Origin of the sequence: Streptomyces sp. NPDC001544, from assembly GCF_042894285.1 — a bacterium.
Classification (GTDB): domain Bacteria; phylum Actinomycetota; class Actinomycetes; order Streptomycetales; family Streptomycetaceae; genus Streptomyces.
In genome coordinates this window covers 177,705-191,759 of record NZ_JBIAVN010000009.1, presented here as the reverse complement: position 1 = coordinate 191,759, position 14,055 = coordinate 177,705, and the positions used below count along the sequence as shown (strand labels likewise).

Here is a 14,055-nt window from a genome sequence, read left to right as displayed (position 1 = left end):
CGTCACCACCCATCACGACCCCCATCACGACTCTGACCTGCACAGTCACGACCCATCACAACCCGCATCACGACCCGGAAAACGAAGGAGATCCCGAAATGACCGTCGAGGTCAAGGTCATCGCGATGACGCTCAACGACCTGCCCTACGGCTGCCCCGAGTGCGGCACCGCGGCCCTCACCCTCGACGGCCGGAGCATCTTCGATGGCTTCCCGGCCTGGGGCTGCTGCAGCAACTACCACAGCTGGGAAGACCGGTTCCTGACCGTCAACGACCTCAAGCAGATCCTCGCCGCCCGCACCGGCCGCGAACGCCCCTGCGACGTCGACACCTTCGAGATCGCCATCGGCGGCTCGGTCCTCGCCGGGATCCTCCACCCCGAGCTCACCCCCGAGGACGTCAAGGCGATCGGCCGGATCTACTGGCGGAAGCTGATCAAGCCCATGGTGCGGCGGCAGAAACGCAAGGCCATCCACGCCGCCAAGAAGCCCGTCGCCAACGCTGCAGCCGCTGCCAAAGCCGCCGCGATCGGCGCCGCCTGGGGCCTCCAAGCCGGCGGCCACCAGCCCGACCCCGACTACCAGCCCGAGCCCGTCAACCGCTGCCCCTTCTGCCAAGACGGCTACATCGTCCTCGACACCCACCTGCACGACACCACCAGCGTCCGCTGCTCCGTCTGCCTGGGCACCGGCGAAATCGACTAGGAGACCAACCGCCATGACCGTCCTGCCCGAGCCGCCCGCCGCCCCCGCGGCCGGGCAGGCCACCAACCCGCTCACCGACGCCGTCATCCAAGCCGCCATCGACAACCTCGTCCACGAGGCCCGACGTGAGAGCACCAGCCCTCCCACACCGCAGCGCGAGACGCCGACCATGTCCCCGCGCACCACCGAGATCACCAGGGCGGTCATGTACTGCAGCCTCGCCACCGTGCCGCCAGGCCTGGTCGCCACCGCGATCCTCGTGGCCTCCGAGCACGCAGACCCGACCGTCATCGGCATGATCTGCGGCGCACCCGCCGCCATCGCAGTGCCCATCCTGGCCATCGCCCGACTCCTGCGACGGGCCAAGGACGTCGTACCGCCGGAGATCCACCACCACTACGAAGGCACCGTCTACCAGGACCAGCGCAACGTCCACAGCCACACCCGCGGCGTGTGGGCCAAGACCACCAACCAGCAGTGAGCGGCGGCCTGTTGTCAGTGGCGGCTAGGAGAATCAAGAGACCGAGCGAAGGAGAGCAGTGTGGCGCAGGGTAGGCCGCTGATTCCCCAGCACGAACAGCAGCACCGGGCCGTGCAGGGCCCGTGGACGAAGTACCTCAAGTACGTCGACCGGGACGACCCCGCCAAGCTGCAAATCCTCTACGTCTTCCGCGACTTCCAACTGACCGGCATAGCGGTGACCGCGGAGACCGCCGAGATTGCCGTGAAGCTTGGCCGGCTCCAGCACGAGCGGATCATGGAGAAACGCGCAAAGCAGGAGCAAGACCTGGAAGAGGCCAGGGCCGCCAACGACGCCAGTATCGCCTTCCAGAAACTCCTCGACGACCAGCCTGACGGGGTCGTGTACTACGTGCGACGCGGCAACCTCATCAAGATCGGAACCACCAGGGCATTCGTCACTCGCATGCGCAGCCTCATGCCGGACGAAATCCTGGCCATCGAACCCGGTAGCTACAGCCTGGAGAACCAGCGGCACCAGCAGTTCGCTGAGCACCGCTACGGCAGGGATCAGCGCGGCGCCAAGAGCGAGTACTTCCACCCCAGCGACGAACTGCTGCAGCACATCAAGGCCGTGCGTAAGCGTCACGGAATCCCTCAACAGCTTGGCGTATCCATCACCGATGGGCGCCGCATGTTCGAAGACGCCGCCGATCTCCAATCGGGATCTACTTGCCATAGCCGCTGACCTGCTGTAACACTAAGGGTGCCTGAGCGCATTGCGCCCAAAAACAACACGAGCCCCCGCCGAGACCTGGCGGGGGTTTTCGCATGTCAGGGGGTGTAATGAGCCGCCTCTACGACCTGTACCCGCGCGATCTACTCACCCCCAAGCAGGCCGCCGAATACGCCGGAGTCAGCGAATCCACCATCCGGCAGTGGGTGCACCGAGGGCTGCTCGAAGCCGCAATCCCCAGTCAAGGCCGCGGTGTTCCCGGCCTCTACAACCGGCCCGACCTCGACGAGGTCAAGCGGATCCTCGCCGAGCGCGAGGCCGCCCGCGCCGCCTAGTTCGTCCCGCCGTTCGAACCCGTTCCCGGACGGCGGGACCCTGACGCCCGTATGGAGGACCACGATGGCGAACATCGTCTTCAATGTCGCCCTCGGGCGCCTCGCACAGTATGGGGATCTGCCCGCCGCAGCCGACTCCCTGATCATGGTTCCGTTCGCGGCGGCAGGCCTTCCTTCCGATGCGACGATGCGGGACTACGCGACGCTCGCCGCGGTCAAGGCGGGGGCGACGGAGCAGGCGACGCTCGGCCGCAAGACGCTGTCGAACGTGACGGTCACCGTCGACAACGCCGCCGACAGGGTGGCGATCGACTGCGACGACGTCACCTGGACCGCGACGGCCGGCTCGGCGATCGGCGCGGTCGTCATCTGCTACAAGCCGGACACGGCCTCGGCGGACTCGGCGATCATTCCGATGACGAAGCATGACGTGTCGATGACCCCCGACGGCAGCAACTTCACCCTGACGATCGCGGACTTCGCCCGGGCCAGCTCCTCCGCATAACGGCGAGCGGCTCTGCTGGGAGCAGGCATGGCGAGCTTCAGCGACGACTTCAACCGCGCGAACAGCACCGATTTGGGATCCGGATGGGTCGAGGTCTCGGGAGACTGGTCGATCGTCTCCCAGCAGCTCTCGCCGGGAGCGGCAGGCGGCACGATCATCCTGCGGGCCGCGGGCGCGATGGCGACCTCCGACCACTACGCCCAGGTGACAATCGCCGCTACTGCTGCGGTGAGTCAGGGCGTGTGGTGCCGCGGCAACAGCAACATTTCGCAGGGCTACCTGTGGCGAAATAACGGCACGAGCTGGGATCTGTTCAGCGTCGTTGGTGGCAGCTTTAGCGTGATCGGCACCTACACGGCCCCCGCCGCACCGGGCGACGTCGCGAAGGTGCAGGCCGTCGGCACGACGATCAAGGGCTTCGTCAACGGTGTCCAGCGCGTCAGCGTCACCGACACCAACGTGGCGAGCGGCACCAGCGTCGGCATCCGCTCGGAGTCGTCCGGCTCGATCAAGTACGACGACTTCTCCGCCGCGGACATCACCGCTGGCGCGTCCCTCACGCTCGCCAGTAGCACCGAGACCGCGCAGTCGGTGACCGGTGCTAAGGCGGGCTCGCTGGCCCCGGCCGCCGCCGCTCAGGACGCGCAGCCGGTCACGGGCACGAAGACCCAGGCGCTGGCGACCGGATCCGCGCTGGAGACTGCGCAGGCGCTCCTCGGCGTCAAGACGGCCTCCCTCGGTAGCGCAGCAGTCTCCGAGACGGTGCAGTCCCTGGCTGGCAGCAAGACGGCCACGCTCGGCGCCGCGCTGGAAGCCGCCTCCGCGCAGGCCCTCGCGGGGGAGAAGGACGCGCCGTTGCCCGCCGTGGCAGAGACCGTCACAGCCCAGTCCTTCACGTCCGCCGTGAGCCGAAGCCTCGATGCCGCGACCACTTTGGAGGCGGCGCAGCCGCTGACAGGAGCGAAGGCCTCCGCGCTGGTCCCGGCCGTGGAGGTTGCTGGCGCGCGGGGTCTCGCCGCGGCTGGCCCGGACGTGGACATCGAGATCGCCGTCGGTGCACCCTACGGCGCGGCCTACGCGGTGGGCGCGCCCGAGCCCGGCAGGTGGGAGGTGGGCGCACCGTGGTGATCCCCGCTACCTCTACCGAGTACCTGCACGTCCCCGTCACCGCACCCGCAGGCGTCGACATCACCGGCAGCCCGCCGAAGTTGGCCATCCTGCCCGTGCACGTCCGGACCAACCCCGGCACCTCGGACTGGAAGACGGGGGAGTGGACCAGTGGGCCCGAGGCTCGGCTCCTCATCGGACCGGATGGCGGAGCGATCACCCTGGCTCCAGGCGACTACCGGGTCTGGCTGTCCTTCGACCCACCTGGCTCGGAGGACATCGTCCGCATGGCCGGCTACCTCAGCGTCAGCTAGCGGCGCCTGCGCCACGGTCGGCTCTCGCCGCCAGGCTGCAGCGTCACCTCCGGGTCCGGCCCGGTCCGCCGCTGCCGTGCTGTCGCAGCCACAGCGCCCAGCATCAGCAGGCCGCCGATCACGAGCAGGGTCAGGTTGAACTCCTTGACCACGCCGATCATCAGCACGGCCAGTCCCACCACGAACACACCGAGCGCTGCATCTGCCTTCACGCTCACCACCCCCAAGACCGGACACCGTACCGATGCGGAGGCGGCCATGCCCAGACGTGGGGGATATCGGGTGTGCACCGTCCCCGGGTGCCCCGAGTACACGCAGGGTGGCGGCAGGTGCGACCAGCACAGGCGTGAGGCGGAGCAGCGGCGAGGCTCGGCCAGGCAGCGAGGCTATGGCCGGCAGCACGAGACCCGGTTCCGGCCTGCCGTCCTGGCCCGTGACCCGCGCTGCGTGTGCACCGACGAGGGTCACGGACACGGCCAGCCGTGCGGCCGGCCGAGCGTGCACGCCGACCACTGGCCCCTCAGTCGACGGGACCTGGTCGCCCAGGGCCTGGACCCTGACGACCCGAAGCGTGGCCGCGGTCTGTGCGGCCCGTGCCACAGCAGCAGTACGGCCCGCGAGCAGCCAGGAGGCTGGCACCGATGACCACGAAGCCCAAGGTGACGGCAGAGGACACGACAGCCGAGCCGACGACCACCGAAGAGGCCAAGGGCGAGACGCCCAAGTGCGGCACCCCGCATCACCTGGCGCTCCTCGCCCACCTGGCCTGTCAGAAGGACGCCGGCCACGGCATCGAGGAGGGTGCCGGCGAGGCCGACCGGCAGCACCGGGCGGTCCAAGACGGCACGGTCTACGTCTGGGAGTGACCACCCCGTGCCATCGCCCCTGGTCTCCGGGCCGGCTCGGCGTGACACTGTGTGACGATCATGGTGGGGGGACCCCCCTTCCAAGATTTTCCGGGGGACCGCCGGGGAGGTGGCTGGCCGTCTGTACGGGTCTGGGAAGTCCAAGATCACGGTCCGCGATGACTCAGTGTGACCCAGCGTCCGCCGCAACGGCTGGCGCCGACGTGCCGCAACGGCACTTGGAGATGATCAGTCATGGCAGGTATGGGACCTCCTCCCAAGCCGGCCGGGGAGCGGCGTAGGCGCAACGCCACCGTCGCGATGACCCGACTGCCGGCAGGCGGCCGACAGGGCACTCCACCCAAGTGGCCGCTGATAGACGACGTGGTCGCCACTACGCAGCGGGACATGGCTCGCCGTCAGGCCGACGAGTACGAGCTGCAGCTGCTGGAGCCGGACCTGCAGGGCCGTCAGCGGGCAGCGGTTCAGCGGAAGCTGGACGGTGCGCAGTCGGCGGCGACGGTGCTGGACAAGCAGATCGAGGCTACGGCCGCCCTGGAGGCCGAGTTGTGGCGGGATCTGTGGGCGACGCCGCAGGCGGTGGCTTGGGAGCGGCTGGGCTGGACTCGTGAGGTCGCCCAGTACGTCCGCTGGAAGGTGAAGGCTGAGCTCGGTGACCTGGACGCCTCGAAGGAGGCCCGGCAGCTGGGTGACCGGCTGGGGCTGACGCCGTTGGCGATGCTGCGGCTGCGCTGGGAGGTTGCCCCGGATGAGGTGGCCGAGCAGCGGCAGGAGCGCACGACTGCTGCGGCTCGGAAAAAGACGGCCCGGCAGCGGCTGCGGGTCGTCGACTCCGAAGCCGCAGGAGGATCGTGATGGCCCAGCTGGTGAAGTTGGAACCCGGCGACATCCTCGTCCTCGGCAACGTCGGCGACGCCTTCGTTGAACCTGAGGACGTCGAACGCTTCTCCCGCAAGATGCGGGAGTTGGGCATCCAGCACGTCCTCATCTTCGAGGGCGACGTGGACCTGAGCAAGGTGTCTGCGGATGCCGTGGCGGGGACCTGACCATCCGGGCGAGTTCCCCACGCTGGGCTGGCTGGTGGGGGAGTGGATCGAGGCCCACTGCGTCATTCCGGACGGCGACGACATCGGCAAGCCGTACCTGCTCACGGACGAGATGTGGACGTTCCTCGCCTGGCACTACCGGCTGCGGCCGGACGCCACCGAGGACGGCTGGCGCTCGTCCTGGCACTACCGTCGTAGCCAGCTGGTGCGTCCGCAGAAGTGGGGCAAGGGCCCGCTGACGTGCGCGATGGTGTGCGCAGAGGCGGCCGGGCCGGTGAGGTTCGCTGGCTGGGACGCGGATGGGGAGCCAGTGGGCCGGGCGTGGGAGACGCCATGGATCCAGATCGCGGCCACTTCCGAGGATCAGACGGACAACGTGTACCGCGCGCTGGTGCCGATGATCGACGAGGGTCCGCTAGCGGAGTTCATCCCCGACACGGGCGAGACCCGCATCAACGTGCCGGGCGGCGGTCGCATCGAGCCGGTCACCAGCTCCGGCCGGGCCCGCCTTGGCCAGCGGATCACATTCGCCGTGCAGGACGAGACGCACTCGTGGCTGGAGGCGAACGGCGGTTGGAAACTCGCCGAGACCCAGCGCCGGAACCTGTCCGGCACGGGCGGCCGGGCGGTGGAGACGACGAATGCGTGGGACCCGTCGGAGCAGAGCGTCGCGCAACGCACCGCGGAGGCGTCCGTGAAGGACGTGTACCGCGATCACCGAATCCCGGCGCCGGCATCACTGGCGAACAAGCGGGAGCGGCACAAGGCGCTGCGCGTCGCCTACGGCGATTCCTCCGTGCTCGCCGGAGGGTGGGTTGATCTCGACCGGATCGACGGCGAGCTCGTCGAGATCGCCGAAAAGGATCCGGCGCAGGCCGAACGTTTCTACCTCAACCGGATCGTGGCCGGTACGGGGGCGTACATCGACGGCGACCGCTGGGAACTGCGGCGGGAACCCCGTGAGGTGGAGCCGGGCACCGCGGTGACGCTGGGCTTCGACGGCTCTGACATCGACGACTGGACCGGCATCCGCCTCGAGACCCTGGACGGCTACCAGTTCACGCCGACCTACGGCCCGGACTCGCGACCAACCGTCTGGAATCCGGCGGACTGGGGCGGCCAGGTACCGCGGCTCGAGGTCATGGCCGCGTTCGACGAGGTGTTCTCGACGTACCGAGTGGTGCGCGCCTACCTTGACCCGCCGTACTGGGAGACCGAGGCGGACACGCTCGCCGAGAGGTACGGGGAGAAGGTCGTCACCCGCTGGTACACGAACCGGATCGCCCAGATGCACGGTGCCGCAGAGCGTCTGGCGACAGACGTAACGAAGAGAGACTCGACGTTCCGGCACGACGGCTGTCAGTGGGCTGGTCAGCACGTCCGCAACGCCCGGAAGGCGGCGAGGCCGGCGGGCCGGTACCTGCTGAAGAAGGCTTCCGAGTCGCAGAAGATCGACCTCGCCATGTGCTCGATCCTCGCCCACGAGGCCGCCGGGGATGCGGTGGCTGCCGGCCTTGCCCGCCCGAAGAAGCGCAGAGCGCGCGGATTCTGACCGAGAGGGGGATGGATGCCCGAGTTCGCAGTCCAGTCCCCGGAGTGGTGGCGAGACCGCCTGTACGACAAGCTCGTAAAGCGGTCGAACGAGACGAAGGTCTTCGACGACTACTACGAGTGCGAGCACCCGCTGCCTCACCTGCATGAGAGGGCTCGCGCGCCGTTTAGGCGGCTGCTGAAGATGGCGCGGGCGAACTACTGCGAACTCGTCGTGGATGCTTTCGTCGGCCGCCTGGAGGTCGCCGGCTTCCAGTCCGACGTCGAGGGTGACCGCGACCAGGAGGCCTGGGCGCTGTGGCAGGACAACAACCTCGACGGCGGCTCGCAACTGGCGTTCCTTGAGGCCGCGATCCACGGCACGGCCTACCTGATGGTGTCGCCGACACCTTCGGGCGGATTCCGCATCACGCCGGAGCACCCTACGCAGGTCATCGTGGAGTACCGGCCGGACGCGCCGGGGGAGCCGGCGGCAGCCCTCAAGCTGTGGGTGGACGACTGGACAGCGAAGCTCTGCTGCACCGTCTATCTGCCGGAGTGGATCTACAAGTTCGAGGCGCCCGAGCCGAAGACGGGCAGCACCGGCAGGCCGCAGTGGGAGCGCCGCGAGGTGCCAGGGGAGCCGTGGGGCGCTGCGAACGTCCTGGGGGAGGTGCCTTTCGGGGAGCTGGCGAACCGGCCGCGCATGCTCAAGCCGGGGGCGTCGGAACTGCGGTCGGTGACCGGCATCCAGGACCGCATCAACAAGACGCTCTCCGACCGGATGATGACGCAGGAAGCCGCGGCGTTTCCGGCGAAGTGGGCGACAGGGCTGGAGATCCCGGTCGACGAGAACGGGCAGGAGATCGAGCCCTTCGACGTCGCCGTCAACAAGATCCTCGTCGCCGAGGACCCCGGCGCGAAGTTCGGCCAGTTCGCCGCAGCCGACCTGACCGGCTACCTGAAGGCCAAGGAGGAGGACGTCCGCGACGTAGCGGCCATCACCTCCACCCCGCCGCACTACCTGCTCGGCAGCCTGACCAACCTGTCGGCGGAGGCCCTGAAGGCGGCCGAGGCGGGACTCATCCACAAGATCTACCAGCGGCGCCGGTTCCTCGAAGAAGGCCTGGAGCGCACCATGCGACTGGCCGGGTTCGCCTCGTCGCAGGCCCGCATCGTATGGAAGAGCCCGGAGTGGCGCACCGAGGGCGAGCTCGTCGACGCCCTGGTGAAAATGTCGACACTCGGCGTTCCGCGCGAGGTGCTGTGGGAGCGGTGGGGCGCCACTCCGCAGGAGATCGAGCGCTGGCGGCAGCTCAACGAGGACGCCCTCACCGCAGCCATGTCGGGCGATCTGGCGGCCGAGTACGGCCCCAAGCCGAACGCGACAACCGATCCGCTGGCCGCTGCACCGGCGCCCGACGGGGGCTGAGCCGTGGCCGGGCGGACGCGGCAAATCGCGCTGCGGCACTACCGGCGCCAGCAGCGCATCACCCGCCTGACCGCGAACCAGGTTCAGGAGTTGTGGCGGCTCATCGACGCCAGCGACCTGACCGGGTCGTGGAACTCCGGCATCGGCCGGCGCATGGTGCAGGCGGTGAGCGCCGGACAACTGGCGTCCGCGAGCCTGGCGGACGACTACGTAGACGAGGTCGCCGACGCTGAGGGCGGCGATCCGGAACGGGCCGGCAGCGTCCGCCCGAGCGCGTTCGCCGGACTGGCCGCGGACGGCCGGGCGCTGGACTCGCTCATGTACCTGTCGGTGATCACCACCAAGCAGGGCATCGGCGGCGGCCTGAGCGCCCAGGATGCCCTGATGCGCGGTCTGCGGCAGGCGCTGACCCTGTCCGGCTCGGAGGTCACCCAGGCCGGCCGTGGAGCGGTCGGCGCCTCGATGGCCGGCAAGCGCACCATCCAGGGCTACGTCCGAGTGGTCAACCCGCCCGCCTGCAGTAGATGCATCATCCTGGCCGGCAAGGAGTACGGCTGGAACACGGGTTTTCAGCGGCATCCCCGCTGCGACTGCGTCCACCTGCCGACAACGCTGATCGCCCGCAACCAGGGCCGCGGCTACATCGACCCAGACTCCTACTTCAACAACCTCTCACGCGCCGAGCAGGACCGCGTCTTCACCGCGGCCGGGGCCCGCGCGATCCGCGAGGGCGCCGACATGGGCCAGGTCGTCAACGCGCGCCGCGGCATGTACACCACGACCGCCTACGGCCGCACCGTGCAGGCCACCAGCGAGGGCACCACCCGTCGTGGCTACTTCTACCGGCAGGAGCGCCGCCGCGCGATCGACCGAGGCCTCATCTCGCCGTCGGGGCGCGACTTCCGGCTGATGTCGCCGCGCCTGCTGCCCGAGGAAATCTTCCGGCTGGCCGACAGCCGGGATGAAGCGATCGCCATGCTGCGGCGCTTCGGCTATCTCACCTGACCGCGCGCAACGCGCCGTCACGCCCATCCCGAAACGGGAGTTGACCATGTCCGAACCCGCATCCACTCCAGCAGAAGCCACCGCCGCCCCGGCGCAGGAGCAGCCCGAAACGGGCGAGCAGCCGGCCAAGGACTGGCAGGCAGAAGCGGAGAAGTGGAAGAAGCTCAGCCGGGAGAACGAGACCCGCGCGAAGCAGAACGCCACGGCCGCCCAGCGTCTCGCCGAGATTGAGGAGTCGCAGAAGTCGGCGGAGCAGAAGGCCGCCGAGCGCACCAGGCTCGCCGAGGAGACCGCGGCGAAGGCCGCCGCCGAGGCGGCGAAGCTCCGCGTCGGCATCGCGAAGGGCCTGCCCGCCGACCTCGTGGACCGCCTGGTCGGCTCCACCCCGGAAGAGCTCGCCGAGGACGCCGACCGGCTGCTGGCCCTCATCAAGCCCGCCGCCCCGTCCTTCGACGCCGGCGCCCGCACCACTGCCTCGGCTCCGACCGACATGAACGCGCTGATCCGCCAAAGGGCCGGACTCGGCTGACCCATCCCCGGCGCGGCGAGGTCCGGCCGGCTGACAAGAAATGAGGAGGCCGGACCATGGCCTACACCAACCTCACCTCCCGGACGGACGCCCAGGCGCTCATCCCGGAAGAGGTCTCCAAGGAAATGCTCGGCAAGGCGCTGGAGCAGTCCGCCACGCTGAGCCTGTTCCGCCGCGTGCCGGTGGGCCGAAACCAGGTCCGTTTCCCGGTCCTGTCCGCGCTGCCCACCGCCTACTTCGTGTCAGGTGACACGGGTCTGAAGCAGACCACCGAGGTCAACTGGACGAACAAGTACCTGAACATCGAGGAAATCGCGGCGATCATGCCGGTCCCGGACAACGTCCTGGCCGACGTGGACGCCAACGTGTGGGACGAGGCGATGCCGCTCCTGACGGAGGCATTCGGCCGCACCCTCGACGCCGCGGTCTTCTTCGGCACCAACGCGCCGAGCTCATGGCCGCAGAACATCGCAGCCGCTGCGACCTCCGCGGGCAACGCCGTCACGGCGAACTCCGCGGCGACCGCGGGCGCGTTCTACGGCGACATCGACAACGCCTACGGCCTGGTCGAGGCGGACGGCTACGAGGTGACCGGCTTCGTCGGCGCCACCTCGGTGAAGTCCAAGCTGCGCAAGGCCCGCGACAGCCAGGGGCGCAAGCTCGACGAGACCCGCGTCGCGGGGAACCTGTCGTCCATCGACGGCATGCCCATCGTCTACCCGATGCGCGGCCTGTTCGGCACCACCACCGGGTCCCCGACGCTGTTCATGGGTGACTGGAACCAATTCGTGATCGGAGTCCGTTCCGATATCACGATGAAGGTTCTGACCGAGGCTGTCATCCAGGACAACACGGGCGCCATCGTCTACAACCTGGCCCAGCAGGACATGACCGCGATCAGGCTCACTTTCCGGATCGGCTGGCAGGTCTCGAACACCATCAACAACGACCAGCCCACCGAGTCCTCCCGGTACCCGGTCGCCCGCATCGACCTCCCGTAACCCGCAGAACAGGAGCACTCTCATGGCAGACACCGCGCCCCTGCAGCGGGTCCTCGAGCAGGACGTCGCCGCGGTCAGCACCGCCGGCAACGACCTCGACAGCGTCGTCACGCAGGCCCCATTCGACTGCACCGTCACCAAGGTCGAGTACGTCCCGGTCTCGGCCATCACCGGCGCCAACACCAACACCCGGTCCGTCACCCTCTTCAACAAGGGGCAGTCCGGGTCCGGCACCACCACGGTCGCCACGCTGCAGTTCGACTCCGGCGTCAACGCGTCCGCGAGCGACGAAAAAGCGATCCCCCTGTCCGGCACCGCTGCCAACCTGGTGCTCGCCGCCGGGGACACGCTGCTGTGGCGGTCCCTGCACGTCGGCACCGGTCAGACCGACCCGGGCGGCCTCGTCCGCGTCACCGTCACCCGCAACTGAGGAGCAGACTCATGGCAGAGCGCAAGACCAGCCAGCCGCCTCAGGACGCGGCGCAGAAGGAAGTCCAGAAGGCCGTCGACAAGGCCGAGGAGAAGGGCTACCTCGGTGTCGAGGTCGACCCGACACCGGACTCGCACTACACGGTCGCCGGTGTTCTCGAGGGCAAGCCGACCCCGGAGACGGATCTGGATCACGCCCGCAAGGTCCGGCAGAAGCTCGACGACGACTCCCGGGCCCGCTGATACGAGGAGGTCGCCGTGGCACTTCCCCCGTTCGCTACGGCGGCCGAACTCGCGGCGGTGATGCAGGCGCCCGTCGATTCGGCTGCCGCCGATCTGGCGCTGGCGTCTGCATCGGCTGTCATCCGCAAGTGGACGCGGCAGACCATCACGCGAGTCACGAATGACGTGGCCACGCTGCGAGTCATCGACTGCGACGAACTGGTGCTGCCGCAGCGGCCCGTCGTAGCGGTGTCCGAAGTGAAGGTCCATGCCCTGGTGCTAAACGACTGGGTGCTCTCGTCGGATCGACTGCTGCGCACCGCCGGCTGGCGCTACCTACCGGGCACGTCGTCGTACCCGGATCCGGGTCTGGTGCAGGTGACGTACACGCACGGCTTCGACGAGATCCCGGACGATGTGCGTGCGGTCTGCCTGGATCTGGCTGCGTCAACGCTGGCGAACCCGTCGATGCTCCGCCAGGAGGCCATCGACGACTACACCCGCACGTTCGCCGCCGAGTCCCTGGGCTTGGGTGGCCTCTCCGACGCCCACAAGGCAATGCTGGGCGACTATCGGCGCCGCATCGGTACCGTGGGGCTCCGATGAGCAGCCTGGATACGGTCCTTGCCGCAGGACGTAGGGCGGCCGAGGCCCGGATGCGGGAGACGGTACGCCTGTACTCTCAGGCGGCGGACTCCTTCGACCGGGCATCGGGCCAGACGGTTCCGGGCGCGAAGGCGGACCTGTACACGGGCAAGGCCCGCGTGAAAGCGATCGCCGCGTCGACAGGGCAGGAGACCGAGGCCGGCGAACGAGAGATCGTGCTGCGCGAGTACGAGGTGCAGCTGCCGTGGGCCACGACCCTTCCGTCTGGCACTCGTGTGCTCGCCGGGATGCGGATTGAGGTGACCGCTTCCCCGGACCCCCGCATGGTCGGCCTCATCCTGTGGGTAACGGGCGCCTCGTTCAGCGATCAGTCAACGGTGTGGCGGATCAGAACGGAGGACCGATCATGAGCGGGATTCGCTTCGACACCTCGGATGTGCGACGCCTGCAGCGCCATCTCGCACGTTCGATCCCGCGAGCCCGTCGCGACGCGCGCAAGGTTCTGATGCGGGGGGCGATGAACGTCAAACGAGACTGGCGGTCGAACGCGCGAGCGTCGTCGGGCCGGCACGCCCCGATGTACCCGAACGCGGTGGGCTTCGACATATCCAACTACGGGCCGGACATCGTCGCCGCCACAATCGGCCCGGACAAGGGCGCCCCGCAGGGTGCGCTCGGCAACCTGCTCGAATACGGCAGCGTCAAGAACCCGCCGCACCGCGACGGCGGCCGGGCGCTGGACGCGGAGACTCCCCGCTTCGAGGCGCAGCTGGCCGTCATCGCCGAGCGCGGCCTGGCCTGGTGGTGACCGATGACGTCACCCCCTGAAGTCCTTCCGCACGTCGATGCCGTGCAGGCAGCGCTGGAGACGATTCCTGGGCTGCCGGTGTACCTGGGCGGGGTGCCGACGGATGCGGGCTGGTCGCCGCCGGACAAGTACGCCGTCATCTACCCGGAGCCCGGTGAAGCCGAGCGCGAGTCTCTTGCGGACGCCCGCAGCGACTTCGTGGGCGTTGTTCAGATCACCTGCGGCGGGGCGTCGTGGGAGCGGGCGCTCTGGGTGGCGGACCGGGTTCGACGGGCGCTGAGCGGCCCTCTAACGGTGGAGGGTCGCACCGCGTGGCGGCCAGAGGACCTGGGCGGGCCTCCAGTGCAGCGCGACGACGACACCAACCCGCCTACATGGTTCGTTCCGGTGCAATACCGGATCAAGTCCACCGCCTGACAGG

At 68.9% G+C, this 14,055-nt stretch carries 22 protein-coding genes; 21 read left to right on the top strand and 1 reads right to left on the bottom strand.

Translation table 11 applies throughout. The annotated features are described in order from the left end of the window. Positions 1 to 98 precede the first annotated feature (98 nt). The 7 genes from ACFY0F_RS23565 (at position 99) to ACFY0F_RS23535 (ending at position 4,160) form a co-directional block, all read left to right on the top strand. Positions 99 to 704, top strand: coding sequence for a hypothetical protein (locus tag ACFY0F_RS23565; RefSeq protein WP_388797536.1), 606 nt, complete (start codon positions 99 to 101; stop codon positions 702 to 704). A gap of 13 nt (positions 705 to 717) precedes the next feature. After that, the gene (locus ACFY0F_RS23560) at positions 718 to 1,185 is read left to right on the top strand and encodes a hypothetical protein (protein ID WP_388797534.1); all 468 of its coding nucleotides are present in this window, start codon (positions 718 to 720) and stop codon (positions 1,183 to 1,185) included. 60 nt (positions 1,186 to 1,245) lie between these two features. Beyond that, a complete protein-coding gene (locus ACFY0F_RS23555) occupies positions 1,246 to 1,911 on the top strand; it encodes a hypothetical protein (RefSeq protein WP_388797531.1) in 666 nt (221 codons plus the stop codon). Between the two features lie 98 nt (positions 1,912 to 2,009). Continuing rightward, positions 2,010 to 2,234 carry a helix-turn-helix domain-containing protein gene (locus tag ACFY0F_RS23550; RefSeq protein ID WP_388797528.1) on the top strand — a complete coding sequence of 75 codons (225 nt, stop codon included), beginning with the start codon at positions 2,010 to 2,012 and terminating at the stop codon, positions 2,232 to 2,234. Between the two features lie 64 nt (positions 2,235 to 2,298). Then, positions 2,299 to 2,739 (top strand): hypothetical protein, encoded by a 441-nt coding sequence (locus tag ACFY0F_RS23545; RefSeq protein ID WP_388797525.1) that lies wholly within the window; start codon positions 2,299 to 2,301, stop codon positions 2,737 to 2,739. Positions 2,740 to 2,766: 27 nt separating this feature from the next. Next, complete coding sequence (locus tag ACFY0F_RS23540; protein WP_388797523.1) at positions 2,767 to 3,867, top strand: hypothetical protein; 1,101 nt, start codon at positions 2,767 to 2,769, stop codon at positions 3,865 to 3,867. Further along, positions 3,861 to 4,160 (top strand): hypothetical protein, encoded by a 300-nt coding sequence (locus ACFY0F_RS23535; RefSeq protein ID WP_388797521.1) that lies wholly within the window; start codon positions 3,861 to 3,863, stop codon positions 4,158 to 4,160. The genes ACFY0F_RS23540 and ACFY0F_RS23535 overlap by 7 nt, the downstream gene beginning before the upstream one ends. Here the strand turns inward: ACFY0F_RS23535 and ACFY0F_RS23530 are convergent. After that, complete coding sequence (locus ACFY0F_RS23530) at positions 4,157 to 4,372, bottom strand: hypothetical protein (RefSeq protein ID WP_388797518.1); 216 nt, start codon at positions 4,370 to 4,372, stop codon at positions 4,157 to 4,159. The two genes, ACFY0F_RS23535 and ACFY0F_RS23530, sit on opposite strands and share 4 nt — an antisense overlap. A 429-nt stretch (positions 4,373 to 4,801) precedes the next feature. On the opposite strand from ACFY0F_RS23530, the gene ACFY0F_RS23525 reads away from it, so the two are divergent. From ACFY0F_RS23525 to ACFY0F_RS23460, 14 genes are all read left to right on the top strand, one after another. Beyond that, positions 4,802 to 5,026, top strand: a complete 225-nt coding sequence (locus tag ACFY0F_RS23525) for a hypothetical protein (protein WP_388797515.1) — start codon at positions 4,802 to 4,804, stop codon at positions 5,024 to 5,026. Positions 5,027 to 5,413: 387 nt separating this feature from the next. Continuing rightward, on the top strand, positions 5,414 to 5,881 hold the full coding sequence (locus ACFY0F_RS23520; protein WP_388797512.1) for a hypothetical protein: 468 nt from the start codon (positions 5,414 to 5,416) through the stop codon (positions 5,879 to 5,881). Beyond that, a complete protein-coding gene (locus ACFY0F_RS23515) occupies positions 5,881 to 6,072 on the top strand; it encodes a hypothetical protein (protein ID WP_388797509.1) in 192 nt (63 codons plus the stop codon). The genes ACFY0F_RS23520 and ACFY0F_RS23515 overlap by 1 nt, the downstream gene beginning before the upstream one ends. Continuing rightward, positions 6,053 to 7,624, top strand: a complete 1,572-nt coding sequence (locus ACFY0F_RS23510) for a hypothetical protein (protein WP_388797506.1) — start codon at positions 6,053 to 6,055, stop codon at positions 7,622 to 7,624. Before ACFY0F_RS23515 ends, ACFY0F_RS23510 begins: the two co-directional genes overlap by 20 nt. Before the next feature lie 15 nt (positions 7,625 to 7,639). Next, entirely contained in the window at positions 7,640 to 9,034 is a 1,395-nt protein-coding gene (locus ACFY0F_RS23505) for a phage portal protein (RefSeq protein ID WP_388797503.1), read from the top strand. A 3-nt stretch (positions 9,035 to 9,037) separates the two neighbouring features. After that, positions 9,038 to 10,039: a hypothetical protein gene (locus ACFY0F_RS23500; RefSeq protein ID WP_388797501.1), complete on the top strand. Its 1,002-nt coding sequence runs from the start codon at positions 9,038 to 9,040 to the stop codon at positions 10,037 to 10,039. A gap of 46 nt (positions 10,040 to 10,085) precedes the next feature. Beyond that, positions 10,086 to 10,568, top strand: a complete 483-nt coding sequence (locus ACFY0F_RS23495; RefSeq protein ID WP_388797499.1) for a hypothetical protein — start codon at positions 10,086 to 10,088, stop codon at positions 10,566 to 10,568. Between the two features lie 56 nt (positions 10,569 to 10,624). Then, positions 10,625 to 11,569, top strand: coding sequence for a phage major capsid protein (locus ACFY0F_RS23490; protein WP_388797497.1), 945 nt, complete (start codon positions 10,625 to 10,627; stop codon positions 11,567 to 11,569). Positions 11,570 to 11,591: 22 nt separating this feature from the next. Continuing rightward, positions 11,592 to 11,999 (top strand): hypothetical protein, encoded by a 408-nt coding sequence (locus ACFY0F_RS23485; protein ID WP_388797495.1) that lies wholly within the window; start codon positions 11,592 to 11,594, stop codon positions 11,997 to 11,999. Positions 12,000 to 12,010: 11 nt separating this feature from the next. After that, the gene (locus ACFY0F_RS23480; protein WP_388797493.1) at positions 12,011 to 12,241 is read left to right on the top strand and encodes a hypothetical protein; all 231 of its coding nucleotides are present in this window, start codon (positions 12,011 to 12,013) and stop codon (positions 12,239 to 12,241) included. Positions 12,242 to 12,256: 15 nt separating this feature from the next. Then, a complete protein-coding gene (locus tag ACFY0F_RS23475) occupies positions 12,257 to 12,826 on the top strand; it encodes a hypothetical protein (RefSeq protein ID WP_388797491.1) in 570 nt (189 codons plus the stop codon). Beyond that, a complete protein-coding gene (locus tag ACFY0F_RS23470) occupies positions 12,823 to 13,236 on the top strand; it encodes a DUF6093 family protein (protein WP_388797489.1) in 414 nt (137 codons plus the stop codon). Before ACFY0F_RS23475 ends, ACFY0F_RS23470 begins: the two co-directional genes overlap by 4 nt. Next, on the top strand, positions 13,233 to 13,634 hold the full coding sequence (locus ACFY0F_RS23465; RefSeq protein WP_388797487.1) for a hypothetical protein: 402 nt from the start codon (positions 13,233 to 13,235) through the stop codon (positions 13,632 to 13,634). Before ACFY0F_RS23470 ends, ACFY0F_RS23465 begins: the two co-directional genes overlap by 4 nt. Before the next feature lie 3 nt (positions 13,635 to 13,637). After that, positions 13,638 to 14,051, top strand: a complete 414-nt coding sequence (locus ACFY0F_RS23460) for a hypothetical protein (RefSeq protein WP_388797485.1) — start codon at positions 13,638 to 13,640, stop codon at positions 14,049 to 14,051. Positions 14,052 to 14,055: the final 4 nt, after the last annotated feature.